This is a genomic window from Rhodococcus sp. ARC_M12 (assembly GCF_022810385.1).
GTDB lineage: Bacteria > Actinomycetota > Actinomycetes > Mycobacteriales > Mycobacteriaceae > Rhodococcoides > Rhodococcoides navarretei.
Genome location: NZ_JALGQI010000004.1, coordinates 153323 through 178748 on the forward strand (window position 1 = coordinate 153323; position 25426 = coordinate 178748).

At 64.6% G+C, this 25426-nt stretch carries 24 protein-coding genes; 12 read left to right on the plus strand and 12 right to left on the minus strand.

The window, feature by feature from the left end:
- Position 1: 1 nt before the first annotated feature.
- Complete coding sequence (locus tag MTX35_RS07385) at positions 2-1303, minus strand: MFS transporter (protein ID WP_243594346.1); 1302 nt, start codon at positions 1301-1303, stop codon at positions 2-4.
- Between the two features lie 282 nt (positions 1304-1585).
- Between MTX35_RS07385 and MTX35_RS07390 the strand changes: the two genes are divergently transcribed.
- Positions 1586-2995 carry an FAD-binding oxidoreductase gene (locus MTX35_RS07390; protein ID WP_243594347.1) on the plus strand — a complete coding sequence of 470 codons (1410 nt, stop codon included), beginning with the start codon at positions 1586-1588 and terminating at the stop codon, positions 2993-2995.
- Here MTX35_RS07390 and MTX35_RS07395 read toward each other — a convergent pair.
- The 5 genes from MTX35_RS07395 to MTX35_RS07415 form a co-directional block, all read right to left on the minus strand.
- Positions 2979-4088 carry a CdaR family transcriptional regulator gene (locus MTX35_RS07395; RefSeq protein WP_243594348.1) on the minus strand — a complete coding sequence of 370 codons (1110 nt, stop codon included), beginning with the start codon at positions 4086-4088 and terminating at the stop codon, positions 2979-2981. The genes MTX35_RS07390 and MTX35_RS07395 overlap by 17 nt on opposite strands.
- A gap of 29 nt (positions 4089-4117) precedes the next feature.
- Complete coding sequence (gene paaI, locus MTX35_RS07400; RefSeq protein WP_243594442.1) at positions 4118-4486, minus strand: hydroxyphenylacetyl-CoA thioesterase PaaI; 369 nt, start codon at positions 4484-4486, stop codon at positions 4118-4120.
- Positions 4487-4509: 23 nt separating this feature from the next.
- Entirely contained in the window at positions 4510-4827 is a 318-nt protein-coding gene (locus MTX35_RS07405; protein ID WP_243594349.1) for an EthD family reductase, read from the minus strand.
- A complete protein-coding gene (paaZ, locus tag MTX35_RS07410) occupies positions 4824-6851 on the minus strand; it encodes a phenylacetic acid degradation bifunctional protein PaaZ (protein WP_243594350.1) in 2028 nt (675 codons plus the stop codon). Before paaZ ends, MTX35_RS07405 begins: the two co-directional genes overlap by 4 nt.
- Before the next feature lie 171 nt (positions 6852-7022).
- Positions 7023-7634, minus strand: a complete 612-nt coding sequence (locus tag MTX35_RS07415) for a TetR/AcrR family transcriptional regulator (RefSeq protein ID WP_032380646.1) — start codon at positions 7632-7634, stop codon at positions 7023-7025.
- A gap of 110 nt (positions 7635-7744) precedes the next feature.
- Between MTX35_RS07415 and MTX35_RS07420 the strand changes: the two genes are divergently transcribed.
- From MTX35_RS07420 to MTX35_RS07470, 11 genes are all read left to right on the plus strand, one after another.
- The gene (locus MTX35_RS07420) at positions 7745-8944 is read left to right on the plus strand and encodes a thiolase family protein (protein ID WP_243594351.1); all 1200 of its coding nucleotides are present in this window, start codon (positions 7745-7747) and stop codon (positions 8942-8944) included.
- Positions 8941-9660 (plus strand): enoyl-CoA hydratase/isomerase family protein, encoded by a 720-nt coding sequence (locus MTX35_RS07425; protein WP_243594352.1) that lies wholly within the window; start codon positions 8941-8943, stop codon positions 9658-9660. The genes MTX35_RS07420 and MTX35_RS07425 overlap by 4 nt, the downstream gene beginning before the upstream one ends.
- On the plus strand, positions 9657-10508 hold the full coding sequence (locus MTX35_RS07430; RefSeq protein ID WP_243594353.1) for a 3-hydroxyacyl-CoA dehydrogenase family protein: 852 nt from the start codon (positions 9657-9659) through the stop codon (positions 10506-10508). Before MTX35_RS07425 ends, MTX35_RS07430 begins: the two co-directional genes overlap by 4 nt.
- Positions 10505-11275: an enoyl-CoA hydratase/isomerase family protein gene (locus tag MTX35_RS07435; protein ID WP_243594354.1), complete on the plus strand. Its 771-nt coding sequence runs from the start codon at positions 10505-10507 to the stop codon at positions 11273-11275. The genes MTX35_RS07430 and MTX35_RS07435 overlap by 4 nt, the downstream gene beginning before the upstream one ends.
- A 120-nt stretch (positions 11276-11395) precedes the next feature.
- Positions 11396-12343 carry a 1,2-phenylacetyl-CoA epoxidase subunit PaaA gene (paaA, locus tag MTX35_RS07440; RefSeq protein WP_243594355.1) on the plus strand — a complete coding sequence of 316 codons (948 nt, stop codon included), beginning with the start codon at positions 11396-11398 and terminating at the stop codon, positions 12341-12343.
- Entirely contained in the window at positions 12340-12702 is a 363-nt protein-coding gene (gene paaB / locus MTX35_RS07445; protein WP_032379886.1) for a 1,2-phenylacetyl-CoA epoxidase subunit PaaB, read from the plus strand. Before paaA ends, paaB begins: the two co-directional genes overlap by 4 nt.
- Before the next feature lie 28 nt (positions 12703-12730).
- A complete protein-coding gene (gene paaC, locus MTX35_RS07450) occupies positions 12731-13648 on the plus strand; it encodes a 1,2-phenylacetyl-CoA epoxidase subunit PaaC (RefSeq protein WP_243594356.1) in 918 nt (305 codons plus the stop codon).
- A gap of 41 nt (positions 13649-13689) precedes the next feature.
- A complete protein-coding gene (gene paaD, locus MTX35_RS07455; protein WP_243594443.1) occupies positions 13690-14151 on the plus strand; it encodes a 1,2-phenylacetyl-CoA epoxidase subunit PaaD in 462 nt (153 codons plus the stop codon).
- A complete protein-coding gene (paaE, locus tag MTX35_RS07460; protein ID WP_243594357.1) occupies positions 14151-15245 on the plus strand; it encodes a 1,2-phenylacetyl-CoA epoxidase subunit PaaE in 1095 nt (364 codons plus the stop codon). The genes paaD and paaE overlap by 1 nt, the downstream gene beginning before the upstream one ends.
- 18 nt (positions 15246-15263) lie before the next feature.
- Entirely contained in the window at positions 15264-16571 is a 1308-nt protein-coding gene (gene paaK / locus MTX35_RS07465; protein ID WP_243594358.1) for a phenylacetate--CoA ligase PaaK, read from the plus strand.
- Position 16572: 1 nt separating this feature from the next.
- Positions 16573-17478, plus strand: a complete 906-nt coding sequence (locus tag MTX35_RS07470; protein ID WP_243594359.1) for a helix-turn-helix domain-containing protein — start codon at positions 16573-16575, stop codon at positions 17476-17478.
- A gap of 30 nt (positions 17479-17508) precedes the next feature.
- Here MTX35_RS07470 and MTX35_RS07475 read toward each other — a convergent pair whose 3' ends face one another.
- From MTX35_RS07475 to MTX35_RS07500, 6 genes are all read right to left on the minus strand, one after another.
- On the minus strand, positions 17509-19029 hold the full coding sequence (locus MTX35_RS07475) for a GMC family oxidoreductase (protein WP_243594360.1): 1521 nt from the start codon (positions 19027-19029) through the stop codon (positions 17509-17511).
- A 102-nt stretch (positions 19030-19131) separates the two neighbouring features.
- Positions 19132-20841, minus strand: coding sequence for an amidohydrolase (locus MTX35_RS07480; RefSeq protein ID WP_243594361.1), 1710 nt, complete (start codon positions 20839-20841; stop codon positions 19132-19134).
- Between the two features lie 22 nt (positions 20842-20863).
- Entirely contained in the window at positions 20864-21349 is a 486-nt protein-coding gene (locus tag MTX35_RS07485) for a hypothetical protein (protein ID WP_243594362.1), read from the minus strand.
- Positions 21350-21360: 11 nt separating this feature from the next.
- Positions 21361-22782 (minus strand): APC family permease, encoded by a 1422-nt coding sequence (locus MTX35_RS07490; RefSeq protein ID WP_243594363.1) that lies wholly within the window; start codon positions 22780-22782, stop codon positions 21361-21363.
- Entirely contained in the window at positions 22775-24721 is a 1947-nt protein-coding gene (locus MTX35_RS07495) for a primary-amine oxidase (protein WP_243594364.1), read from the minus strand. The genes MTX35_RS07490 and MTX35_RS07495 overlap by 8 nt, the downstream gene beginning before the upstream one ends.
- A gap of 91 nt (positions 24722-24812) precedes the next feature.
- On the minus strand, positions 24813-25382 hold the full coding sequence (locus MTX35_RS07500; RefSeq protein WP_243594444.1) for a TetR/AcrR family transcriptional regulator: 570 nt from the start codon (positions 25380-25382) through the stop codon (positions 24813-24815).
- Positions 25383-25426 lie beyond the last annotated feature (44 nt).

Genomic DNA, 25426 nt, shown 5'->3' on the forward strand with positions numbered 1-25426 from the left:
GTCAGACGTTCAGATCCTCGTCCCTACGGTTCTTGATTCGCGAGGTCGCAATGAAGGAGATTGCGGCCAGGATCATCAGGTAGATCGAGATCGACATCGAGGTGCCGGTTCCCTTGAACAGTGCCTCGGAAATCGTGGGAACGAATGCTCCGCCCAGCACCGTGCCGATGGCGTAGCCGATGGACGCACCACTGAATCGGACTGCAGCCGGGAACATCTCGGCGTACAGGGCCGGCTGCGGTCCGTACGACAGTCCGAGTCCGACGGCGAAGAGACCGAGGGCCACGTAGATCCAGTGCAACTCACCGGTGTCGACGAGCAGGAAGAACGGGATGGCGCACAACACCATTGCCGCGTTTCCGAGGTTCATGATCGTGGTGCGGGCGTAGCGATCGGACAGGTACGCGCCGAGGAGGGTGAAGATTCCCCACACGATGGCCGCGAACAGGCTGGCCACCAGGACGTCCACGCGAGCGAGTCCGTGTTCCCTGGTCGAGTACGCGACGATGAAACCGCCGACGATGATGTAGCCGTTTCCGTTGGTGCCGATGAACGACAGCGCGGCCAGCATGACCTGCTTCTTGTTGGTGCGCCACAGTGCACGAACCGGAGTGTGGTTGCGCTCCTTGCGTTCTGCGAGCTCCTTGAACACCGGAGTCTCCTCGACGCGGCGGCGGATGTAGAAGCCGACGAGAATGAGCACGAAGCTGATGAGGAACGGAATGCGCCAGCCCCAGGCCTCGAACTGCTCCTCACTGAGCAAACCGGTGCACAGTGCCAACGTTCCCACCGCGATGAGCATGCCGAGCGGAACACCCATCTGGGTTGCCGCGCCGTAGATTCCGCGCTTGCCCTTCGGTGCGTGCTCGACGGCCATCAGTGCCGCGCCGCCCCACTCGCCGCCGGTGGAGAAACCCTGCAGGATGCGCAGCACGACCAGGATGATCGGGGCCCAGATGCCGATGGTCGCGTACGTGGGCAGCAGTCCCATTCCGACGGTGGCCGCACCCATCAGGGTGAGGGTGGCGATGAGGACCTTCTTGCGGCCGATCTTGTCGCCGAAGTAGCCGGCGACGATGGCCCCAAGAGGACGGAAGACGAAGCTGATGCCGATGGTCACGTAGGCGACTAGCTGTCCGGACGAGCCCATGGGCGCGAAGAACAGCTGAGCGAAAATGAGCGATGCGGCCTGCGCGTAGATGAAGAAGTCGTACCACTCGACGGTGGTTCCGACCATGCTGGCCATCGCGGCGCGGCGATGCTCACGCGACACCCCGGTGGGCGTCTCGACCTGTGTTGTCATCGACGATCTCGTTTCGTTCGGGCTCCGGCGCTCGTTGGAGCGAGCGACAGTTCGGAGTAACGTGGGGATGAACAGCGGCGAATTTCGGTAACCGACGAACCGGATAAAACTCACCGTCCATTCGGTCGGTAATTACTGTGACCGGCGCCACCGTAGTTTGTCAAGGTGGTCGCGTACATAACAAGGCGCTGGACGCACTTCGTCGGAAACTACCGACCGGGGCCTCTCGCTTCGTCCGAAACGACGCAGACGCGGGCAGTGACGCCGGTCATACTCGAACTCATGGCCGCTCCTACGTCGACTCTCGTTCACCCCTCGCCGGTCATCGACGAACTGATGCGCGCCCTCGGTGCCGACGCGATGGTGACCGACCCCGACATTCTCGCCAGTTACCGGCACGACGCCGCAGCTCTGTGCGAATCCGCGCTGCCACTGGTGGCGGTACTGCCGACGACAGAATCGGACGTGCAAGCCATCATGGAGATCGCCTCGGCACACCGCATTCCTGTTGTGCCACAGGGAGCATTGACCGGCCTGGCCGGAGCCGCGAACGCCAGCGTCGGAGCCATCGCCCTCAATACCCGGCGCATGAACAAGATCGTCGAGTTGGACGTCGTCAACCGCACCGCCGTCGTGCAACCCGGTGTCACCAACAAAGAGTTGAAAGATGCTGCCGTGCAGCAGGGACTGACGTACCTCCCTGATCCTTCCAGCTGGGAGGCCTCGACGATCGGCGGCAACATCGCCACCAACGCCGGCGGCCTGTGCTGTGTGAAGTACGGGGTGACAGCACGGTTCGTTCGTGGGTTGCGCGTCGTACTTGCCGACGGCCGCGCGACGTTCGTGGGTCGCCGCACCGTCAAAGGCGTGGCCGGGCTATCTCTGGCCGAACTGTTCGTTGGCTCCGAGGGCACGCTCGGCATCATCACCGAGGCCACCGTCGGCCTCGATTTCCCCAGCGCCGTACCACTCACGATGGCTGCGACCTTCCCGTCCACTGTCGCTGCAGGAGAGGCAGTGACGAGGATTCGTGCCGCCGGTATCACCCCGAGCCTGTTCGAGCTACTGGACCGCACCACCATCGCCGCGATCGACGCCTACGCCCGGATGGACTTCGGCACCGACGCCGCGGCCGTGCTGATCGCCCAATCCGACATCGGCGCAGGCGCTGTCGAGGAGCTCGAGGCCATCGCCGCACTGTGTACCGAATCCGGCGCGATCGACGTGGCCGTCGCCGAGGACGAGGTCGAATCGGAGCAACTCGTGCAGGCCCGACGACTGGCCTACCCCGCACTCGAGCGTCTCGGTTCACCGTTGGTCGACGATGTGTCCGTTCCCATTTCACAACTGGCCACGATGATCGACGAGGTGGGTCGGGTGGCAGACCGGCTAGGCATCGTCATCGGAGTCGTCGGCCACGCAGGGGACGGCAACATCCATCCGACGGTCATCGTCGACCCCCTCGACCCCTCATCGTTGGCGAAGGCGCACAGCGCGTTCGACGAGATTGCGGCATTCGCCCTCTCACTCGGTGGAACCATCACCGGCGAGCACGGGGTGGGACTGCTCAAGCGGGACCTTCTCGAGACCGAACTCGATCCGGTCGCAGCGGAACTGCAGCGCGGCATCAAGGAATTGCTCGACCCGCACTACCTGCTCAACCCAGGGAAGGTCCTCACCGTGCGGCCCTGAGCCGTAGCGACATCCACACCAGCAATCGGGTGTCCGCGTCGTCGAGATCCAGACCGAACAATTCCTTGGTACGCCGGAGTCGGTAGCGGAAGGTGTTGGGGTGCAGGTACAGCGATGCAGCTGCGGCGGCGACGTTGGACTCGTGCGCCAACAACGCCAGCACCGTCGCGGCGTACTCGGTACCTTCCGAAGCATCGCAGGAGAGCATCCGTTCGACGGCAGGCAACGCCAACGACACTTCGGACAGAGCTGCACCCGCCCTGCGCAGCGTGGCGTGGACTCGAACGTCGTCGAACAGAATGGTCGGAGAACCGTCTTCGCAGGCGTCGAGCGCCCACTGCGCATGCACTCGAGCAGTCATCGGGCGCTCGTCCGGTCCACCGACCGCGAACGTCACCGGAATACCGAGGGCCGATACGGCCCTGCGTCGAACGTGCTCGAATTCATCTATGCTGAAGGGGATTTCGGACCGCGTCACGAGGAACGCAGCGCCGTCGATCACGACAGCACCCGAGTCGAGCTGCTGCCCGAAGGTCAGCTCGAGCATCCCCCGCAGTCGCGACGCGGCGGCTTCCGGCCGGTCCGACTGCATCCGGGTCGCCAGCACCGTGTACAGCTGCCCATCGGGTGTGACGGCAGTTGGATCGGTCAGTAGTTTACGTGCCCTGGGCTTTTCGACACCCACAGCCTGTGGTCGCTGACTCAGCAACGGTACTGCTTCCGCTGCCGCCCGTTGCAATGCCGCCACCACGGCCGGCTCGGGCGGCGACACTGCCACGGTGGGGACGATGCACCAGATCGAACCGAGATACTCGCCGCCACTGGTTACCGGCACGGCCAGGCGAGGCAGCACCCCGGCTACGGCGACGACCCGCACCGTGCAGCTGCGCCGGAAGTCCTCGTCGGTATGGTGCGCCATGTACTCCGCCGGAACCTGCTTGCCGAGAATACCGTCGCGCCGCACGTCGTCGATCGGTTGCCCGGGCAGCGACGAGTAGGCCACGACGTAGCCGGCCGGGTCCATCACCGATACCGCGCCGCCCACAGCAGCCGCCGTGGCGTCGGCCAAGGCAGACAGATCGGCAGTGGTCATCGACTCACCGTACTTCCGAGGAGATCCGACTACCTGGCCACGGTGCGACTGTCACCTCGGAATTCGGCGATCAGCTCGTCTCGGCACGTCACCGACACGTCGTAGATACCGTTCCGGCCGAACCGCGCACGCTCGACGGCGTCCGCAACCAGCACGTCCCCAGCCTTCGTCGGACGGAGATAGCGGATGTCGCAGCGGGCCGCGACGGCTGAATCGTCGTGCGAATTACAAGCCATTGCGAACGTCGTGTCCGCCAGCAGAAAGACGTAGCCGCCGTGGGTGATGGCGTAGCCGTTGACCATGTCCTCGGTGACGACCATCGACATCCTCGCGTGACCGGGTGACAGCTCGATCAGTTCGATACCGAGCTTGCGGGACGCGGCGTCGACCTCGAACATCTCGCGGGCGATAGGCGAATTCGTCACGGCTGCAGCACCGATCGTTCGTTCTGGGTGAACATCGTGACGCCGCCTGTCGCGAAGTTGCGCAGATCCTTGCCTGCCGCTGTCATCTCGGGCGAGGCCAATCCTGCCTTCAGCGATGCCTCGTCCGCGAAGTACAGACTGGCGATCGCGTAGTACGGCGGTGGTGAATCGTCGAGTGAGTCGAGCGTGCCCCAGGTGAAGTCGATCAGACCAGGTACAGCGCGAGCGAGGGGCACGTGCACGTCGGCGTAGTGGCGGTCGAATGCGGCCGGGTCCTCGGGCATTCCGTAACAGACGGCCACTCGCACGCTCATGACGCGACCTCGGGCTTCGCGACGAGAGTGAGAACATCGTAGGTGGCGACGGGATCGCCGTCCTGGTTGACGACCACTGCGTCCCAACGCACCTCGCCGTAGTCGGCACTCTGACGCGGAGTGATGAGCTTGGCCGTCAACGTGACCGTCAACGAATCCTCGGCCTTGACCGGCGTCAGGAATCGCAGGCTGTCGACGCCGAAGTTCGCGAGGACAGGGCCCGGTGCCGGGTCGACGAACAGCCCGGCGGCAAGCGAGACCACCAGGTATCCGTGCGCGACGATTCCGCCGAACAACGGATTGGCCGCTGCCGCCTCGGGATCGGTGTGTGCATAGAAGGTGTCGCCGGTGAATTCCGCGAAGTGATCGATGTCGGCGCGGGTGACCTGTCGCGGGCCACCGACGATGGTGTCGCCCAGTTTCAGCTCGCCCAGGTTCTTGCGGAACGGGTGGACGTCGCCGGTCGTCTGCTTCGCGCCGGTGACCCATTTGTTGCCGATGGCCGTCAGTACGTCCGGAGTTCCCTGAATTGCGGTGCGCTGCATGTGGTGCAGCACACCGCGGATGCCGCCGAGTTCTTCACCACCGCCTGCTCGGCCCGGCCCGCCGTGCACCAGAACCGGAAGCGGAGACCCGTGCCCGGTCGATTCCTTGGCGTCCTCGGAGTTCAGGACCAAGATGCGTCCGTGGTACGGCGCACTGCCCAGCACGATCTCGCGCGCGATCGCGGAGTCCTTGGTCACGAGAGACGCGACCAGAGAGCCCTTTCCGCGCGCGACGAGGTCGAGCAGGTCTGCGGTGCTGTCGTAACCGATGACGGTGGAGACGGGTCCGAACGCCTCGATCTCGTGCGGTTCGGGTGCGGCCTTGTCGCCGGCCTTCAACAGAACCGGTGCCATGAACGCGCCGGGTCGCGAATCCACGGCGTCCGGGTCGCCGAAGACGACCGTTGCCGACTTGGTAAGTCCACGAATGGATTTGAGGACTTCGTCGCGCTGGTCGATGCTGGCGAGTGCACCCATGGTGACGCCCTCGTCGGCCGGATCACCGACGACGACCTTCTCCAGCTTTGCCTTCAGCGCCTCGATGACAGGCTCGACCGAGGCTTGCGGCACCAGCACACGGCGAATGGCCGTGCACTTCTGACCGGCCTTCGACGTCATTTCGGTGAAGACACCCTTGACGAACAGATCGAATTCCGGATCGTTCTGTGCCACATCAGAACCGAGTATCGACGCATTGAGAGAATCCGCCTCGGCCGTGAAGTGCAGTCCCTCGCCGACGACGTTGGGGTGTGAGCGCAGGGTCGCAGCGGTATCGGCGGATCCGGTGAACGCCACCGAGTCCTGGCCGCCGAGGTGGTCGAGGACACCGCGGGCGCTGCCACACAGCAACTGCACCGAACCCTCGGGCAGCAATCCCGACTCGATGATTCGGCGGAACACCAGCTCGGTGAGGTATGCAGTTTGGCTGGCGGGCTTGACGATCGACGGCACACCGGCGATGAACGCGGGTGCCAGCTTCTCGAGGAAGCCCCAGACGGGGAAGTTGAAGGCATTGATCTGCACGGCGACACCGCGCCGCGAGGTGTAGATGTGCTGACCGAGGAAGGTGCCCTTCTTGCCGAGCTGCTCGATGGCACCGTCGAGATAGACCGTCTCGTTGGGGAGTTCGCGTCGGGCCTTGCTCGCATAGCTCAGCACGGTTCCGAATCCGCCGTCGATGTCGACTCCGGAATCGCGGGTGGTGGCTCCGGTGTGTCGGGAGAGTTGGTAGAACTCCTCCTTGCCGGCCATCAGCGTCAGGCCCAACTGCTTGAGCAGGGCTGCACGCTCGTGGAACGTCAGTGCTGCGAGCGCTGGGCCGCCGACGGTGCGGGCGTAGTCCACCATGCCTGCGACGTCGAGACCGCTGGACGACACCCGGGCGATCTCACTGCCGTCGACGGCGCTCATCAGCGGCGCTCCCTCGTCGGTCGCGGAATACCACGCTCCCTGGGCATAGCTTTCCAGAAGTCTGCTCACAACGCCTCCATCTCACCGTACGTTCGGTCGGTAATTACCATCGCCGTCGGACGCCGAGATGTCAAGGACCGCGAGCGGACCTGAGCGTTCACGATCGCAGCCGGTCGACGGAAAGCCGCGCCTGGTCGTCGATATCGAACGCTCAGGTCCGGTGGCGGGGCATGGCCCTATTTACGTGCGGCGCAACCCGTCGAAGGTCAGCGCCACGACGGCGTCGGCCAATTCCTCGACCGATCCGCCGGTGCGCGGGCGATACCACTCGATGAGCGAGTTGACCGTGCCGAACACGAGCTTGGACGCGAGTGCCGGATCCACCCCTGGACGAAGGTCGCCCTCCTCGGCGGCGGCGACCACGAGCCCGGTGACGAACGAGTCGAATTCGCGGCGACGGGCGAGGGCGCGGCGCTCGACGTCGGTGTTGCCGCGGACTCGCAGCAGCAGCGTCACGTAGGGCAGTTCCGCGCACAGGATGTCCACGCTGCGTCGCACCAGGTATTCGAGGCGGTCGATGTATCGCCCGGTCGTCGCCCGATCCTCGGTCGTCACGGCGAACAGTGCATTGAGCGCGCGCGACAGCGCGAGTTCGAGCAACTCGGACTTGCCGGACACGTGGTGATAGATCGAGGACTTGGTGATGCCGAGCCGCTTCGCCAGAACCTCCATGCTGGTGCCGTCGTATCCACGGTCGTTGAAGACCTTGACCGCCACTGCCAACAGCGAGTCCAGGTCGTATCCCGGCCGCCCTGGCTGTCCGGTCTTGCGCGGCGCGCGTGCGGTTGTCATTGCCACATCTTCTCAGTCGACGCCGGATTCCACAGCACCGTGGGCAGCAAACCTTGCCAAACGACCGAATGTTCGGTTATTAATGACGCAACCGTACGAAGGAGATCCCAGTGGGCGAAGTATTTCTCGTGGCCGGCGCACGTACTCCGCACGGACGCTACGGCGGAGCCCTTGCATCGGTGCGTCCCGACGATCTGGCCGGGCTGGTCGTCGCCGAGGCAGTCCGGCGAGCCGGTGTGCCCGTCGACCGGATCGACGAGGTGATTCTCGGTGCCGCGAACCAGGCAGGCGAGGACAATCGAGACGTGGCGAGAATGGCGGTTCTGCTCGCAGGACTCCCCCACACGGTGCCGGGATATGCCGTCAACCGCCTGTGCGCGAGCGGCCTGACGGCAGTGGCCAACGCCGCGAGCACCATTCGTAGCGGCGAGGCCGACATCATCGTCGCCGGCGGCGTCGAGTCCATGACCCGCGCGCCCTGGGTCATGGCCAAGCCGGGAACCGCATGGGCCAAACCCGGAGAGATCTTCGATACCTCCCTCGGCTGGCGTTTCACCAATCCGACCTTCGCCTCACACGATGCGGGGACCGATCCCAAGATCACCCTGTCGATGGGCGAAACCGCCGAGGAGGTCGCGCTCGCCGAGGGCATCACCCGCGAGGAGTCCGATGCCTTCGCCTTCCGCAGTCAGCAGCGTGCCGTCGCCGCCCAGGATGCCGGACGCTTCGCCGACGAGATCGTGCCCGTCACGACCAAGAACGGCGAGGTCACCGAGGACGAGACACCGCGACGCGGAACCACACTCGAGAAGCTCGGCACGCTGAAGACCGTGTTCCGCAAGAACGGCATCGTCACCGCCGGCACCTCGTCGCCATTCACCGACGGTGCGTCGGCGCTGGTCGTGGCCTCCGAGGAGGCCGTGAACAAATACGGCCTCGAGGTACGCGGCCGCATCGTCACCAGTGCGAGCGCAGGCATCGCACCGCACATCATGGGACTCGGGCCGGTGCCCTCCACGCAGAAGGCGCTCACTCGCGCAGGATGGACGGTCGAGGACCTCGGTGCCGTCGAGCTCAACGAGGCCTTCGCCGCGCAGTCCCTCGGCGTCATCCGTCAGTTGAAGCTGAACGAGGACATCGTCAATGCCGACGGCGGGGCGATCGCACTCGGCCACCCCCTCGGCTCGTCGGGTGCCCGAATCCTGTTGACGCTGTTGGGTCGCATGGAACGCGAGAAGGCGTCCCGCGGGCTCGCGACCCTGTGCGTCGGCGTCGGGCAAGGCGTGTCGATGTTGATCGAGGCACCGTGAACACGCTCGTCGTCGAGGAGCTGACGGACCGCGTTGTCGTCACGCTGTATCGCGAGAAGCAGCGCAACGCAATTGATTCCGAGATGATCGGCGAGTTGCACGAGGTGTGCGGGCTCGTGGAGCAGGATCCGAGAATCGTCATCCTGACCGGCGCGGGCGAGCACTTCGCCGGCGGTGCCGACATCAATCAGCTGCGCGCCCGCACCCGCGACGACGCGTTGCGCGGTATCAACCGAAACCTGTTCGACCGCATCGCCGCACTCCCGTTGCCGACGATCGCTGCCGTCCGCGGCTACGCCCTCGGCGGTGGAGCCGAGCTGTCCTACGCCTGCGACATCCGGATCGCGTCGTCGACTGCCGTGTTCGGCAATCCCGAACCGGGCCTGGGCATCATGGCTGCCGCCGGGGCCAGCTACCGGTTACCGACGCTGGTGGGAGTCTCCGTCGCGAAGCAGGTACTTCTCGGTGGCCGGACGCTCGACGCACAGGTGGCACTCCGCTCTGGCCTGGTGCTGGACGTCGTCGACGAGCCGTTGGCCGCAGCGCACGCACTGGCGGATCGCATTGCCAAGCAAGCACCTCTGGCACTGAAGCTGACCAAGAAGATCCTCGATGCACCCGGTTCACACCCGTGGGCCGACGACATCGCGCAGGCCGTTCTGTTCGAGACCGAAGACAAACAACGCCGCATGACGGCATTTCTGGAGAAGAAATGACAGTTCCTACGCACGTGGCCGTCGTCGGTGGCGGCCGCATGGGTGCAGGTATTGCCCAGGTATTCGCAGCCCTCGGTTCCACCGTCGTCATCGCCGAAGCAGCCGACCAACAAGCAGCCCTCGGCCGAGTCTCGACCGGACTAGACCGGGCCCACGAGCGCGGCAAGCTCAGCGAGGACCCCGCTGCAATTCTTGCTCGGGTCTCCACCGTCGCCGGGCCAGCGGATCTCCCGGCCGACCTCGACCTGGTTGTCGAAGCGGTGCCCGAGATCCCGTCGCTCAAGGTCGAGGTGCTGGCTCTCATCGACAAGATCGCCGGGGCTCGGACGGTCATCGCGTCGAACACGAGCTCTATTTCCATCGCCGAACTCGGTGCAGCACTCAGTGATCCGAGTCGCTTCATCGGGATGCACTTCTTCAACCCGGTTCCGGCGTCGACTCTCGTCGAGATCGTGCGTGCGCCGGCCACATCTGCGGATGTGGTGGAGCGGGTGCGCCAATGGGTGTCGCTCCTGGGCAAGACCGAGGTGCTCGTCAACGACTCCCCCGGCTTCGCTACCTCGCGGCTCGGCGTCTGCCTCGGGCTCGAAGCCATCCGTATGCTGGAGGAGGGCGTCGCCGACGCCGAATCCATCGATCGCGCCATGGAACTCGGCTACAAGCACCCGATGGGTCCGTTGCGTTCCACCGACCTCGTCGGGTTGGACGTCCGACTCGCCATCGCGGAACACCTGGCGTCGACCCTCGGCGACAGGTTCACTCCCCCGCAGTTGTTGCGAGACATGGTTGCTCGCGGCGACATCGGACGTAAGTCCGGTCGCGGCTTTCACGATTGGACGAACACATGACGGTACGGTTCGACGTCGCCGACGGCCTGGCGACCATCACCCTCGCGCGCCCCTCAGCACACAACGCCCTCGATATGACGACGAAGCTCGCGTTGGCTGAGGCCGTCCAGAACGCCGCTGCACCCGAGGTGCGTGCCGTGCTCATCACCGCCGAGGGCAAGAACTTCTGCGTCGGCCAGGATCTCGGCGAGCACGTCTCCGCACTCGAAGCCGACCCGGCCACAGCGATGGATACCGTCGGTGAGCACTACAACCCGGTCATCCGAGGGCTCGCCGCCCTCGAGGTGCCGATCGTCGTGGCCATCCCCGGCGCGTGCGTCGGCGCAGGTCTGGGCATCGCACTCGCCGGAGACATCCGAGTCGCCGGTACCAAGTCCTCGTTCGCGACGGCATTCACCGGTATCGCACTGGCCAGCGACTCGGGATTGAGCTACACGTTGGTCGAGGCACTGGGATCGAGTCGGGCGGCGGGTCTGATGCTGCTCGGCGACAAGGTCACAGCCGCCCAGGCCCTCGACTGGGGCCTGGTGCATCGCGTCGTCGACGACGCGGACGTTCTCGAAACAGCACGCACGCTGGCCACCTCCCTCGCGTCCGGTCCGACCCGGGCCTACAAGCAGGTCAAGTCGCTGATCGCTCGATCCGGACTGTCCGACGCACTGGACCGCGAGGCGCAGGCACAGACCGCTCTGGGACAGACGCAGGACCACAAGTCCGCCGTCGATGCCTTCCTGAACAAGACGAGAGCCTCCTTCGTCGGCATGTGAGCGGAAACTCGACCCCTGCTACGAATTTCCGCGCACGTGCGGCGAAGCCGCTCTTGTGCCCGGGGTCACTTCCAGGCATACTGGTTACCAACCGATCATTCGGTAATGAAAGTAGGACTTATGACCACGTCAAACACCCTGTCCGCCGAGACGCTGCAGGACGGGTTCGACGAGACCGTCGCCCGTGAGCAGCGCGTCGAGCCTCGCGACTGGATGCCCGACGGCTACCGCAAGTCGCTCATCCGCCAGATCGCTCAGCATGCGCACTCCGAGATCATCGGAATGCAGCCGGAGGGCAACTGGCTCACCCGCGCGCCGTCGCTGCGCCGCAAAGCGATCCTGATGGCCAAGGTGCAGGACGAAGCCGGCCACGGGCTCTACCTGTACTCCGCCGCGGAGACGCTCGGGGCAGACCGCGCCGACTTGACGGTCAAGCTCATCGAGGGCAAGCAGAAGTACTCCTCGATCTTCAACTACCCCACCCTCACGTACGCCGACGTGGGCACCATCGGCTGGCTCGTCGACGGCGCAGCGATCTGCAATCAGGTTCCTTTGTGCCGCAGCAGCTTCGGACCGTATGCGCGCGCGATGATCCGCGTCTGCAAGGAGGAATCCTTCCACCAGCGCCAGGGCTACGAACTGCTCGCGACGATGATGCGCGGCACCGACGAACAGCGCGCCATGGTTCAGGAATCCGTCAACCGCTGGTGGTGGCCGGCACTGATGATGTTCGGCCCGCCGGACGACGAGTCCCCCAACACCGAGCAGTCGATGAAGTGGGGCATCAAGCGCCACACCAACGACGAACTGCGCCAACGCTTCGTCGACATGTCGATCCCGCAGGCGAAGGCACTCGGAGTCACGTTCCCCGACCCGGACCTGAAGTGGAACGACGAGCGCAAGTCGCACGATTTCGGCGAGCCCGACTGGTCCGAGTTCATGCAGGTGATCAAGGGCAACGGAGCCTCCAACGTCGAGCGCATTGCGAACCGTCGAGCAGCCCACGACGGCGGAGCCTGGGTCCGCGAGGCCGCGACCGCATTTGCCGAAAGGAACGCAGCATCATGAGCGAGTTCACCGCAGAGGGCGGCCACGGAGCAGTGCCCACCGAGGGTGTTCCGGTCGAGCCGAAAAGGGAAGCGGTCAAGGCCGATTGGCCGTTGTACGAGGTGTTCCTACGCGGCAAGCGCGGCCTGAACCACGTACACGTCGGATCACTCCACGCTGCCGACGACCACATGGCACTTCGTCACGCTCGCGACGTCTACACCCGCCGCAACGAAGGCGTCAGCATCTGGGTGGTTCCGTCCAATTCGATCGTCGCGTCGTCGCCGTCGGAGAAGGATCCGTTCTTCGCGCCGAGTGGCGACAAGGTCTACCGCCACCCGACCTTCTACGAGATCCCCGACAACGTCCCCCACATGTGAGACCCATACTTCAAGAGGACAAGCACTCATGACCGATCACGACAGCGCCTACGAGGGCCTCGTCGACGAGGACTCGCACGGGCAGTGGGCATTCGGGACGAGCTTCGACGATCCGCTCGCCGGCGTCGATACCACCGTTCCCGACGACGTCGACCTGAAAGCTCTTGCCGCATACTGCCTCATGCTCGGTGACGATGCGCTGATCAGCTCGCAGCGCCTCGCCGAGTGGAGCACTCGCGCACCGGAGCTCGAAGAAGAAGTGGCGCTGGCCAACGTCGGCCTCGATCTGCTCGGGCAGGCCCGGCTGCTGCTGGCCCGCGCCGCGAAAGCCGATCCGACGGTGGTGCCGGTCATTTCGGCTACCTCGCCCGCACCCGCAGAGGATGCTCTCGCGTTCTTCCGCGACGACGCCGACTTCCGCAACGTTCGGCTCACCGAGCTCGACAACGGTGACTTCGCCAAATCTCAGGTGCGCCTGCTGGTGTTCTCGACGTGGCGGCTCGCTGTCTTCGCTCGCCTGCAGGAATCCCGCGATCCCGTTCTCGCCGCTGTTGCGAACAAGGGCGTCAAAGAGCTGACCTACCACCGTGACTACGCGGCTCGATGGGTCGTCACCCTCGGTTGCGGAACCGACAAATCGAAGCGACGCGTCCGCGAGGCCGTGACGCGCATCTGGCCGTACGTCTCCGAACTGTTCGTCCCGACGGACGAGGAGATCGCGCTGGCTGAGGTCGGTGTCGCCGTCGACCCACGCGACGTTCGCGAGGAGTTCGATTCCGTTCTGGCGCAGGTACTGCATGCAGCAGAATTGGATGCACCCGAGGGCAAGTCCGTCGGCACCATCGGCGGCCGAGGCGGTCGGGGTGGAATCCACACCGAGGCGTTCGGGCCGCTGATCGCCGAGATGCAGGTCGTGGCGAGGGCACATCCGGAGGGAGTCTGGTGACCACACTCGAGAAAACCGCACGCGAGATCGCCGCGACCGTCATGGACCCCGAGATGCCACTGCTCACCCTCGACGATCTCGGCGTCTTGCGTGACGTGGAGGTACGCGAGAACGGCAGTGTGCTCGTCACGATCACTCCGACGTACTCCGGATGCCCCGCGATGGCGACGATGCGCGACGACATCGCCCACAAGCTCCAGGATCACGGTTACGCGGATGTCGAGATCGTCACCAGCCTCTCCCCCGCGTGGAGTACCGATTGGATCTCCGAGGAGGGCCTGCGCAAGCTGCGCGAGACCGGTTACTCCACACCAGGACCGGCTCCCGCTCGCACCTCCGGCCCGGTTCCGTTGACCCTGACCGTGAAGCCGCGCCGAATCGACTGCCCCCAGTGCGGTTCCGCGAACACCCGCCTCACATCCGAATTCGGCGCAACGCTGTGCAAAGCCCAGTACCGGTGCGACGACTGCCTCGAGCCCTTCGACCACGTGAAGGAAATCTGATGACCGTCACTGCCGAGCCGGAACTGAAGAACCTGCGCAACAAGCCCTTTCACACCCTGACGGTTGCTGACGTCGAATCCCTCTGCGACGACGCCGTAGCCGTCACGTTCGACGTGCCCGACCACCTCACGGACGAATTCGACTTCCGCCCGGGACAATCCCTGATGCTCAGCCGCACCGTCGACGGCGTCGAACATCGCCGCTCCTACTCCATCTGCGCCCCGGCCGGCGCGCGTCCCCGCGTCGGTGTCCGTGAGGTGAGCGACGGTTTGTTCTCCTCGTGGCTGGTCCACGAGGTCAAGGCCGGCGACCGCATCGACGTCCAGGGTCCGACCGGCACCTTTCATGCGGATCCCACCCAGGCCGGTAGGCACGTCCTGATCGCGGCCGGTTCCGGCATCACACCGATGCTGTCCATCGCTGCCTCCGTTCTTGCCAACCCGGACGCCGAAGTGGTTCTGCTGTACGGCAATCGGCGGACCCGGACCGTGATGTTCGCCGAGGAGATCGCGGACCTGAAGGACCAGTACGGTAGCCGGTTCGACGTCATTCACGTCCTGTCCAGGGAGCCGCGCGAGGTCGAACTGTTCAGCGGAAGACTCGACGCCGAACGACTGCGGGAGATACTCGACACCGTCGTCGCGACACCGGACATCGACCACTTCTGGTTGTGTGGCCCGTTCGGGATGGTCACCGATGCCCAGCAGGTCCTCGCAGACCTGGGCGTGGCCAAGAGCAGCGTCCACGCCGAGCTGTTCTACGTCGACGACGTACCCCCGCCGCAGGAGACGCACCGCGAGCCGGGGATCACCGGCCCCAGCAGTGAGGTCACGATCATCCTCGACGGCCGCGAGGTGAAAGGCGCACTGCCACAGGACGAGTCGATCCTCGATTCGGCAGAGCAGCTGCGCTCGGATCTGCCGTTCGCATGCAAGGGCGGCGTGTGCGGCACGTGCCGCGCGAAGGTGACCTTCGGCGAGGTCGACATGCGCCGCAACTACGCGCTCGAGGACAACGAGGTCGACGCCGGCTTCGTGCTCACCTGCCAAACCTTCCCCGTCAGCGACACCGTCACCGTCGACTTCGACGCCTGAGACCACGAGAGAGCAATCATGACCAGCGTCTTGTCCACCCCGACCGACAGCCCCGACATCGAGCACGCCAGCCGCGACCGGATCTCGACGCTGCAGCTCGAGCGCCTGCGGTGGTCGCTGCAGCACGCCTACGACAACGTGGCGCACTACACGAAGGCGTTCGACGATGCCGGTGTACATCCGAGCGATCTGAAGGACCTGAGCGATCTGGCGAAGTTCCCCTTCACGTCCAAGCAGGACCTGCGGGCGAACTACCCGTTCGGCATGTTCGCCGTGCCGCAGAACCAGGTCTCACGCATTCACGCGTCCTCGGGCACCACCGGGCGACCCACCGTCGTCGGCTACACCGCCAAGGACATCGACAACTGGGCCGATCTCATCGCCCGCAGCCTTCGCGCGGGTGGCGTCAAGCCCTCCGACAAGGTGCACGTGGCCTACGGATACGGGCTCTTCACCGGCGGCCTCGGTGCCCACTACGGCGCAGAACGGCTGGGCTGCACGGTCATTCCGATGTCCGGTGGCATGACCGATCGACAGATCCAACTGATCCAGGACTTCGAGCCCGACGCCATCCTGGTCACCCCGTCCTACATGCTGACGATCGTCGACGCCATGGTGAAGAAGGGTATCGACCCCGCCTCGACGTCTCTGACGACCGGAGTGTTCGGTGCCGAGCCGTGGACCGAGGAGATGCGCACCGAAATCGAGAACACTCTGGCGATGGATGCCGTCGACATCTACGGCCTGTCCGAGGTGATGGGACCGGGTGTGGCGATGGAATGCGTCGAAACCAAGGACGGACTCCACATCTGGGAGGATCATTTCTACCCGGAGATCATCGACCCGGTGACCGGCGAAGTCCTGCCCGACGGCGAGGAGGGTGAATTGGTGTTCACGTCCCTGACCAAGGAAGCGATGCCGATCGTGCGGTACCGCACCCGGGATCTGACGCGTCTACTGCCGGGCACGGCCCGCACGATGCGTCGGATGCAGAAGGTCACCGGCCGTACCGACGACATGATCATCCTGCGCGGCGTCAACCTGTTCCCGACGCAGATCGAGGAGCTCATTCTGGGTGTCCCCGCGCTCGCACCACAGTTCCAGTGCGTGCTCGATCGCGCAGGCCGAATGGACAACCTGACGGTGCGGGTGGAGGCCAGACCCGATGTGCCGTCCGATCAGTACGCCGTTCTGGGCGTGACGCTGCAGAAGCTGGTCAAGAACCGGATCGGTGTGACGGTGAACGTCGACGTACTGCCGCAGGCCGCGTTGGAGCGTTCGATCGGTAAGGCCCGCAGGCTGATCGACAATCGCCCGGCCGTATGACATGAGCCCGGTGGCACAGGATTTCGAGCAATGGCGCGAGAACGTCTCGACGGCGTTCGTGCCGCTCGACGCTGTGTCCACCGGGCAGTCTCCGTTCCAGGGCACCCTGGTGTCGTCGACGTTGGGTTCGCTGCAACTGAGCGAGGTCGCGGGCCGCGAGGTGGACGTCCGCCGCACACGCGCCACCATCAAGCGTGCCGATCCCGGCCTGATCAAGGTCGGCCTGCAATTGACCGGCTGTGGCACGCTGGTACAGAACGACCGAGAGGCCGTGCTGGAGCCGGGCGACTTCGCGGTGTACGACACCAGCGCCCCGTACGATCTGCATTTCGTCGGGGACTTCGAGATGTTCGTGGTGATGTTCCCGCGCGACGCGCTGCGCATCGATTCCCGTGAGTTGACGACCGTTGCGGCGCGGCGCATCGAGGGCGATCACGGCGTCGGCGCGCTTGTTTCGCCGTTTCTGTTCAATTTGCGCCGCAACGCCGCCGACGGAACTCTGCCGTCGACGCCGATGCTGGAGAACGCCGTCCTCGATCTGCTCTGCGCCGCTCTCGACGACGTAGCTCCCCACGAAGCACCGGGTTCGACACTGTTGATCGAGGCCAAGAGTCTCGTCGAGTCGCAACTGTCCGATCCCACGCTGTCTACGGCGTCGATCGCTGCGCGACTGCATATTTCGACGCGCTACTTGCAGAAGTTGTTCGAGTCCGACGGCCGCACGGTGGCCGGTTGGATCAGATCACGACGACTCGACCGATGCCACCGCGAACTCCGGGATCCACGCTTCACCGCGGACAGTATCGGAACCATCTGTGCGCGTAACGGTTTGATCGATTCCTCGAACTTCTCGAAGCTGTTCAAGGAGACGTACGGAGTGTCGCCGCGCGAGTATCGCGTCGGGTGAGGGCAGAGGTCGCCCTCACCCGACTACGAGTCACCTCCCGAGGATCAGATCCGAGGCCCGCTCACCCACCATGATCGACGGCGCGTTGGTGTTGCCCGACGGCACCGTGGGCATGATCGACGCGTCCGCGACCCGCAGCCCCTCGACGCCGCGAACCCGAAGGTCTCCTCCGACAACGGCATCGGCGTCCGACTCGGCTCCCATCTTGCAGGTGCCGACCTGGTGGTGGTACGTACCGGCGGTCTGTCGGACGTAGGCCCGCAGGTCGTCGCGAGTACGCGCACCCGGTCCCGGAACCACCTCCGCTTTGCGCCACGGAGCGAACGCGTCGGATGCTCCGATCTCGCGGCAGATCTCCACCGCGTCGACCATCGCTTCGAGGTCGTACGGATCGGCCAGGATGTTCGGATCCGCCAGTGGCAGTTCACTCGGGTCCGTGGACGCCAACCGCAGGGTCCCCCGCGAGCGGGGAGCGACGATCCCAGGTGCGATGGTGTAACCGTTCTCGGGCACCGGGTATCCGTCTGCCGGATACGGAATGTGCATGAACAGGGGCTGCAGATCGGGTGCAGCACCGGACCATCCGGTGCTGCGTGCATACAGCTGCGCCTCGAGCAGATTGTTGGTGCCGGCGGCGAGCGGCTCGAGCGACTCGTAGATGTTGCTCAGCAGCAAATGGTCGTGCAGGTTCTCGCCGACGCCCGGCAGGTCGACGACTGTGTCGATTCCCAGTTCGGCCAGGTGCCCGGAAGGCCCGATTCCACTGAGCATCAACGTCTTCGGTGAGCCGAGAGCTCCGCCGCACAGAATCACCTCGTGATCGGCGAACGCACGCTCGAGCTCGGAACCGCCCCGGCTGAACTCGATTCCCACCGCTCGGCCGTTCTCGAGCACCACCCGGTGGACGAGCGCTCCGGTGGTGAAGGTCAGTCCAGGGTTGTCGAGCACCGGGCCGACGAAGCTCTTCCACGCGCTCATCCGCTCGCCGTCGCGGGTGGTGGTGTGGTTGTAGCCCGCACCGACCATCTCGTCGGCGTTGAAGTCGTCGATGAGCTTGTGCCCGTGCTCGACGGCCGCGTCGACGAAGGCTGCCGCCAGCGGATGCGGGGTACCCATGATGGACACCGGTAGTGGCCCGTCGCCGCCGTGGAATTCGTTGGCACCGAGTTCGTGTGACTCCGAACGCTTGAACAGCGGCAGCACGTTCTCCCACGACCATCCGGCGTCACCGCTGGCCGATGCCCACCCGTCGTAATCGCTGGAATGCCCACGTACGTAGATCATTCCGTTGAGAGACGAGCTGCCACCGAGGACGCGTCCGCGTGGCCAGAAGATTCGCCGATCGTTGGCGTGCTTCTGCGGGGTGGTGAACAGTCCCCAGTCCTGCGGTCCGCCCAACAGCGTCGGCCAGCCCTGCGGTGAGTGGATCGCCGGATCGGTGTCCACGGGACCGGCCTCGATCACGTGGACGGTGTGTCCCGCGTCGAGGAGCCTTCTGGCGATGACGCTCCCGGCTGATCCTGCTCCCACTACGATGTAATCCGTCGACATGCGCTGCCTCTTTCTGTTGTGACCGTCGACACAACAGTGGCCGAATCCGCGTGCACAAACATGTCGCTGTGCGCACACATTCTGGGTCAGATGCGCACCCGATCAGATTTCGGGCCAGACGGGGTTGCGGTAGACCTCCACACCCCCCACGACAGTCGAGACAACCGCAATCGATGGAATATCGTGCGGATCCATCACGGTCAGGTCACCGTCCAGAATGCACAGATCGGCCACTTTTCCCGGTTCGAGTGAGCCCTTCCATTCATCGGCGAAGTCCTGCCACGCAGGATTGATCGTGTACGTGCGGATGGCGTCGGCCACACCGATCGTCTGTTCCGGCCCACTGACTTTGCCCGACGCCCGGCTCTCCCGCAGCATCATCGTCGAAATGCCTTGACGCCAGTCCGGAGTAGTGACCGGCGCATCGGACGAGCTCATCAACGCGACGCCCGATTCGACGGCACTTCTGTACGGCCACTCGTAGGCCGCTCTCTCGACCCCGACGACGCCCTCCTCCAAGTCGGCGATCGTCCATTTGATCGTGGGATTCATGTTGACGCCGATGTTGTGTTCGGCGAGACGAGCAAGAGTCTGCGCACTGATGAAATCTCCGTGGATGAGGTAGTGGCGCGCGTCCTCACGCGGATGAGACGATTGAGCCGCGATCAACGCGTCGGCGACCGTATCGATGGCTCGATCACCGGTGACGTGCACGCCGATCTGATGACCCGCCTCGTGCCCGATCCGAATCATCTCGGTCACCTCGTGCACCCGACGCTCATCGGTGTCGCCGCCCACACAGAGTGATCCGCACCCTCCGCCGACGTACTCCTCGTGCATCCATGCCGTCTTGCTGGGCGGAATACCGTCAGCGAACACCTTCACACCGAGAATCCGAAACGTGCGCGGATCCGTGGTCGACGGCGGTTCGATGCAGCTGAGGTTCTTTTCGAATTCCGCTGCTGTTCCGCTCATTCCAGCCGGCAGCATCAGTGCCGAGACTCGAATTCCGAGCTCTCCTGCCGCGGCGAGGTCGGCGTATATCGACAGACCTTCCTCACCCATCGCACCGCCTGCCAAATCTTCGCCGCCAGGCCCGAGGGCCGGGTCGGTAAAGCTGGTTATCCCTTCTCGCTGCAGAATGGAGATCGCGGATCGGACTGCTTCTGTTCGCCGTTCGCGGGTGAGCTTCGGTAGTGCCGACTGAACAAGACTCTGCGCACCCTCCTGCAGGATGCCGATCAGTCGGCCCGATGAGTCCGTCGGCATCACTCCACCGTCCGGTACCGTCGTCTTCTCGTCGATTCCGGCGCGCTCGAGCGCGACTGTGTTCACCCACGAGACGTGCCGGGAGAAGTCCTGCAGAAACACCGGGTTGTCGGGCGAGACAGCGTCCAGATCGAATCGCGTCGGCCGTACTGCGGAGTCGGCCACGCACTCACCGAGATACCCCTCGTCCCAACCTGTTCCGACAATCCACTCGCCGGGCACCGCTTTTGCAACGGCGGCGGCCACAGCGTCGACCACGTCCGTGATCGATCGAACGGTCGGAAAGCTCAGGTCGAGCGACAGCGGTGGCGTATCGAGACCGAAGGCCACCGCATGCAGGTGAGAATCGTTGATGCCCGGCAGAACGGTCTTGCCCGCCAGATCGATTGTCACAGTCTGTGGCCCGACGAAGATCTCCATGTCGGCGTCGGTTCCGAAGGCCAATATCACGCCGTCGGCGATCGCGAGTGCACTCGCGATCGTGAAGTCTGCATCCACGACGAACACTACGCCGTTACGGTAGACGATGTCTGCTGCAGTCATTGTTGTCTCCTCGATTGCGGAATCAGAAAGCTACAGGTGCCATTGCGACAATCATGAGAATGGAACCGCCCACGGCCCGACGGCCCGCGCGATTCTTGTGAAACATGTTCAGCGTCAGACCGATCCAAGTCACGAGCAGGGCCGGCACGACGAGACTCGGATCGAGACCTACGCCATGCCGATGCACCGGCGCTGCCGATATCGCCTCAGGTACCGAATGGACATGGATCGAGGGCGTCAGCAACAGCAGGACCGCCATACAGGTCAGATCGACCACGCACAGACCCGACTGCGACGGACGCGAAACGCCCTCGGTCACGTACAGAGCCGCCATGATGAGGACAAGACTCGCTGGAATCGCGATGGACGCATCCATGCCGAACACCACCATGGCGGCCATGACGGTGCCCATGCACAGGTGAGCCCACCGGACCCGCCCCGTGTGGTTGCGGCGTCCGATCAGGGGCAGCACCGCACCCACCGCACCGAGTGCCATCAGCACCGTCATGACCATCGGTGTCAGGCCGTCGGCTCGAGATCTCGAGCACGAGATCCGGTCATCCGAGCTACGAGGATCCCGCCGACGAAGAACACGGCAACGACGATCAACAGCAGGGCGGCGAGCACTGCCGAACCGCCGATGAGCAGCGTGAAGTTGTCCAACACGAGGGCCAGGATCGCCACCAGCCCCACGGTTCCCAGGGCCGGTGCGACAACGGTGTGCCAGGTGCGGGTATCCACGGTCGATCGACGGAAGAACGCGATGATCGCGCAGCCGGTGAGGATCATCAGAACCAGAATGCTCACGGTGGCCAGTCCGGACATCCAGGTGAACAGTTCCAACACCGGGTCTGCACCTGCCAATGCGAAGACCACGAGAACCACAGCTGCCGAGACGGTCTGGAACAGCGATCCCATGTGCGGGGAGCCGTGCCGAGAGTGGGTGCGTGCCAACATCGACGGGGCGACGCCCTTGCGGGCCAGTGCGAAGACGTATCGGCCGATCGCGTTGTGGAACGCCAGGAGTGCGGCGAAGAGACTGGTGACCAACATGATTTCCATGATGTCCGCAGACATGGGCCCCAGGTATTGGGCGGCAGCGGCGAAGGTCAGCCCCGCGGTGTCGTCGGCAGCGGCCTGCGCGACGGACGCACTGCCGAAGGCGAGCACGACGGCCCAACTCGACACCGCGTACACCAGTCCGATGGTCACGACAGCGGCGTAGGTCGCGATCGGAACGGTCCGCGTGGGGTTACGTGCCTCCTCGCCGTAGATCGCGGTGGCCTCGAATCCGATGAACGAGGCGATGGCGAACATCAGGGCGATTCCCGGAGATCCGCTGAAGAAGGCCGAGGGAGTGAACGATTCGACGTCGATGCCGGCGGCACCGCCCTTGGCGAACACCGCGACCGACAGGATCACGATGATGCCGATCTCGAGCACCAGCAGGACCCCGAGCACCTTGGCACCGAGATCGATGCTGCGGTAGCCGAGCAGCGCCACGATCGCGACGAGACCGAGCGCCCACAACCACCACGGCAGGTCGGGTCCGCCGTACTTCACGACCAGGCTGTCGACGGTCGACGCGGCGAGGCCGTAGATCCCCGCTTGAATAGCGGTGTACGTCAACAGCGCCAGACCCGCAGCGCCGAGGCCCATGGTTCGGCCGAGCCCTTTCTCCACGTAGGCGTAGAACGCACCGGTGTCCACCATATGACGGCTCATGGCCGCGTACCCGACGCTGAAGATCAGCAGGACGATCGCCGCGACGATGTAGGCGAGTGGGGCACCTGCACCGTTGCCGGTGGCGATCATGACCGGCAGAGCCCCACCGATGGCGGTCAGTGGCGCGGCAGCGGCGATGACCAGGAACACGATTCCGACGACACCGATGGATCCACGCAGTGCGCCGGCCGTCGAATTCGGTTGGCTGTCAGACATTCTGCTCACCGCTCTCGCAGCTCGTGGCGGTGCAGTGCGCGGACGTGGTTCTCGGCACATCGAGGGTGGGGTTGCGATCGAAGAATCCTGAAGGCTTCAGTTTGAAGCCGGTGTAGTCCACCGGCATGATCGGCCAGTCCTCGGGGCGCGGGAAGTGGGTGAGCCCGAAGGTGTGCCACAGCACGATGTCCTCGTCGACGAGGCTGCGGTCTGCTTCGACGAACGCGGGCAGACCCGCTCCCCCATGATGCTGGTTGACGAAATCGCCTGCGGCATAACGTTCGTTTCGATCGAACTGCGTCACCCAGAGATGCTTGGTGGCGAACGTGGCGCGTCGGGCGATCGACGAGTTGTCGTCGGCGAGAAGCAGCGGCTGACCTTCGGGGTGCAGCGTGTATCCGACGGGCTTTCCGAGCCGGCTCATCGAGGTCGGATTGGTGACGTGCCAGACGCGCCCGACCCTGCCGTCGGCGATGCGTTGCGCCTCGGCTTCGGTGGCGAGCGGGGTGTGTTGCAGAGCAAAGGCATTGCCGTGCAGGTTGTCCGGGCCCATCGGCACTCGGCGGGTCTCGATCTCCTCGACGGAGTTGCCGATGCCGTCGACCATCATGTCGAGTCGCGCACTGAACAGGTGCTGGTGGCACGGCGCTCCGAGCCCCGGGGCGATCTCTGTCGCGTAGGGGTAGTCACCACCGGGATGCCCGGACGTGAACACGATTCCTGTTGCCTTGACCTCGAATTCGATGGTGCCGTCGAGGTACAGGTACCAGAAGAAGCCGTAGTCGTAGTTGCCGATGGTGGTGAAGAAGGAGATCACGAGTCGGCGCTGGCGGCGGGTCTCCTGCGAGCCCGACCACAGATCGGTGTGCTTCCACAGCACCCCGAAGTCCTCCTCGTGCATGCACACGGCATTGGTCAGCGTTTTCGGATTGCCGAATTCGTCGGCGATCACGGCATCGAAGTACGTGATGTCTCCGACGCAGTCGCAGCCGAGTTCGAGTGAGTTCGCGTACCGTCCCACCAGGTACTCACCGGTGTCGAAGTAGTTCTGCCACGACCGTACCGGCGACGGATCACCATAGGGCACAACCATTTCAGCGATCGAGGCGCGGTGGATGATCGGACGCACGGCACCCCCGTCCTCGAAGCCGATCTGGTGCAGCACCAGACCTTCACGCACGTCGAAGCCGACTCTGAACGACCACTTCTCCCAGTCGACGCGATTGCCTCGAACCGTGAAGCTCGGACCGTCGGGTTGGGTGATCTCGATCGGCTTCTGCGTGGTACGCAGCGGGCCGGTGACGGACAGATCGTCGAAATTGCCCGACTCCTCCGGGATCGGAACCGCACCCAGGTCGACGACCTTGTCCACCGTCCGATTCATCACGTCGACGAACGCGACCAGACCGTCGATGGGATGTGCCCAGGCATGATCGGTGGGGTAGTCCTGACGAAATGCCAAGCCGCGCAGTATGCGTCGACCATGCTCACCCGGGTAGTCGAACACCCCGGCAGACAACGGCGCAACTCGAACGTCGGCTACGTCCAGTCCACGGGCAGCCAACGCGGCGAGCCAGTCCGGGTCGGTGGAGAGCACACTTTCGACGAGCTCGAATTCCTCGTCGAGCACCGGCATCTGGCCGTCACGGATCGCGTCGAGCCGAGTGGAAGCGATCACCTCGCGGTCGTCCAGCGATACCAGAAGGTCGACGGCATCGGGTGTAGAGATGTCGTGCAACAGCACCCGAAAGGCACGTCGGGTGGTCGGTTCGGCGACGTACAACTCGGCCTTGTCCGGTTCGTCGAGTCCGACGTAGACGAACCTGGTTGCGGCCGTGACGAATCCGGCGGCGTCGACGATGGCGCGAACCTGGGCGATCTCGTCTTCGGTGGGCAAGGACAAGGCGTGGTCGATTGCGTGGGGCGTGAGGGTTGGCATGGGTGTTCCTCGCGGTGTCGGGTATTGGTTCTACAGACGTTGAATAAAGAAGACATGCGGAAGGGATGCGAGCAGCCCGCACACGGGGTGGCTACAGCTGAGCTATGAACCGATCGAGCATCTCGAACTGCCGGTCGGCAGTGGTGTCATCGGGGGTGAGCACGCCGAGAATCTGCATGCCCATCATCATGTTGAGCAACATTTCGACGGCGAGATCGACATCGAAATCGCCGGCGTCACCTTCCGCGCGGGCCTGCTCGAGAAACTCCGCCATCCGCGTCCGCCACGACACCAGGGATCGATGGTTCGTATCGTCCATGTGCTCGTCGTACATCGCGCGCTGCCACAGCGACACTGCAATTCTCGCCTCGAGCAGCGTCTCTGCGGTCGTCGGCATCACTTCTCGACAGAAGATGCGCAGGGCATCGAATCCTGTTGCATCACCGAGAGCTTCGTCGATTCGGCGGTTCGTTGCCTCGAAGACGTGCTCGAATGCAGTTCGGAGAATCTCGTCCTTGCCCGCGAAGTAGTGGCTCAGAGCACCGTTCGTGTATCCCGCCTCGGTCGCGATGTCCCGCATGTTCGCGGCATCGATCCCCCTGGCAGCGATCAAACGCCAGGTTGCCGCGGTGATCGCGCGGCGGCGTTCGTCGTGATCCACGAGCTTCGGCACAGCCCTACGGTAGCGGCTCCCTGCTCGGACCT

What these genes read in the sequence shown, in the direction of transcription:
- MTX35_RS07405 (WP_243594349.1), bottom strand. Translation starts at nt 4,827, where the DNA reads ATGAGCGTGCGAGTGGCCGTCTGTTACGGAATGCCCGAGGACCCGGCC.
- MTX35_RS07470 (WP_243594359.1), top strand. Translation starts at nt 16,573, where the DNA reads ATGAGCCCGGTGGCACAGGATTTCGAGCAATGGCGCGAGAACGTCTCG.
- MTX35_RS07435 (WP_243594354.1), top strand. Translation starts at nt 10,505, where the DNA reads ATGACGGTACGGTTCGACGTCGCCGACGGCCTGGCGACCATCACCCTC.
- paaE (WP_243594357.1), top strand. Translation starts at nt 14,151, where the DNA reads ATGACCGTCACTGCCGAGCCGGAACTGAAGAACCTGCGCAACAAGCCC.
- MTX35_RS07495 (WP_243594364.1), bottom strand. Translation starts at nt 24,721, where the DNA reads ATGCCAACCCTCACGCCCCACGCAATCGACCACGCCTTGTCCTTGCCC.
- paaC (WP_243594356.1), top strand. Translation starts at nt 12,731, where the DNA reads ATGACCGATCACGACAGCGCCTACGAGGGCCTCGTCGACGAGGACTCG.
- paaB (WP_032379886.1), top strand. Translation starts at nt 12,340, where the DNA reads ATGAGCGAGTTCACCGCAGAGGGCGGCCACGGAGCAGTGCCCACCGAG.
- MTX35_RS07415 (WP_032380646.1), bottom strand. Translation starts at nt 7,634, where the DNA reads ATGACAACCGCACGCGCGCCGCGCAAGACCGGACAGCCAGGGCGGCCG.
- paaI (WP_243594442.1), bottom strand. Translation starts at nt 4,486, where the DNA reads ATGTTCGAGGTCGACGCCGCGTCCCGCAAGCTCGGTATCGAACTGATC.
- MTX35_RS07385 (WP_243594346.1), bottom strand. Translation starts at nt 1,303, where the DNA reads ATGACAACACAGGTCGAGACGCCCACCGGGGTGTCGCGTGAGCATCGC.
- paaA (WP_243594355.1), top strand. Translation starts at nt 11,396, where the DNA reads ATGACCACGTCAAACACCCTGTCCGCCGAGACGCTGCAGGACGGGTTC.
- MTX35_RS07390 (WP_243594347.1), top strand. Translation starts at nt 1,586, where the DNA reads ATGGCCGCTCCTACGTCGACTCTCGTTCACCCCTCGCCGGTCATCGAC.
- paaD (WP_243594443.1), top strand. Translation starts at nt 13,690, where the DNA reads ATGGACCCCGAGATGCCACTGCTCACCCTCGACGATCTCGGCGTCTTG.
- paaK (WP_243594358.1), top strand. Translation starts at nt 15,264, where the DNA reads ATGACCAGCGTCTTGTCCACCCCGACCGACAGCCCCGACATCGAGCAC.
- MTX35_RS07430 (WP_243594353.1), top strand. Translation starts at nt 9,657, where the DNA reads ATGACAGTTCCTACGCACGTGGCCGTCGTCGGTGGCGGCCGCATGGGT.
- MTX35_RS07395 (WP_243594348.1), bottom strand. Translation starts at nt 4,088, where the DNA reads ATGACCACTGCCGATCTGTCTGCCTTGGCCGACGCCACGGCGGCTGCT.
- MTX35_RS07475 (WP_243594360.1), bottom strand. Translation starts at nt 19,029, where the DNA reads ATGTCGACGGATTACATCGTAGTGGGAGCAGGATCAGCCGGGAGCGTC.
- MTX35_RS07490 (WP_243594363.1), bottom strand. Translation starts at nt 22,782, where the DNA reads ATGTCTGACAGCCAACCGAATTCGACGGCCGGCGCACTGCGTGGATCC.
- MTX35_RS07480 (WP_243594361.1), bottom strand. Translation starts at nt 20,841, where the DNA reads ATGACTGCAGCAGACATCGTCTACCGTAACGGCGTAGTGTTCGTCGTG.
- MTX35_RS07485 (WP_243594362.1), bottom strand. Translation starts at nt 21,349, where the DNA reads ATGACGGTGCTGATGGCACTCGGTGCGGTGGGTGCGGTGCTGCCCCTG.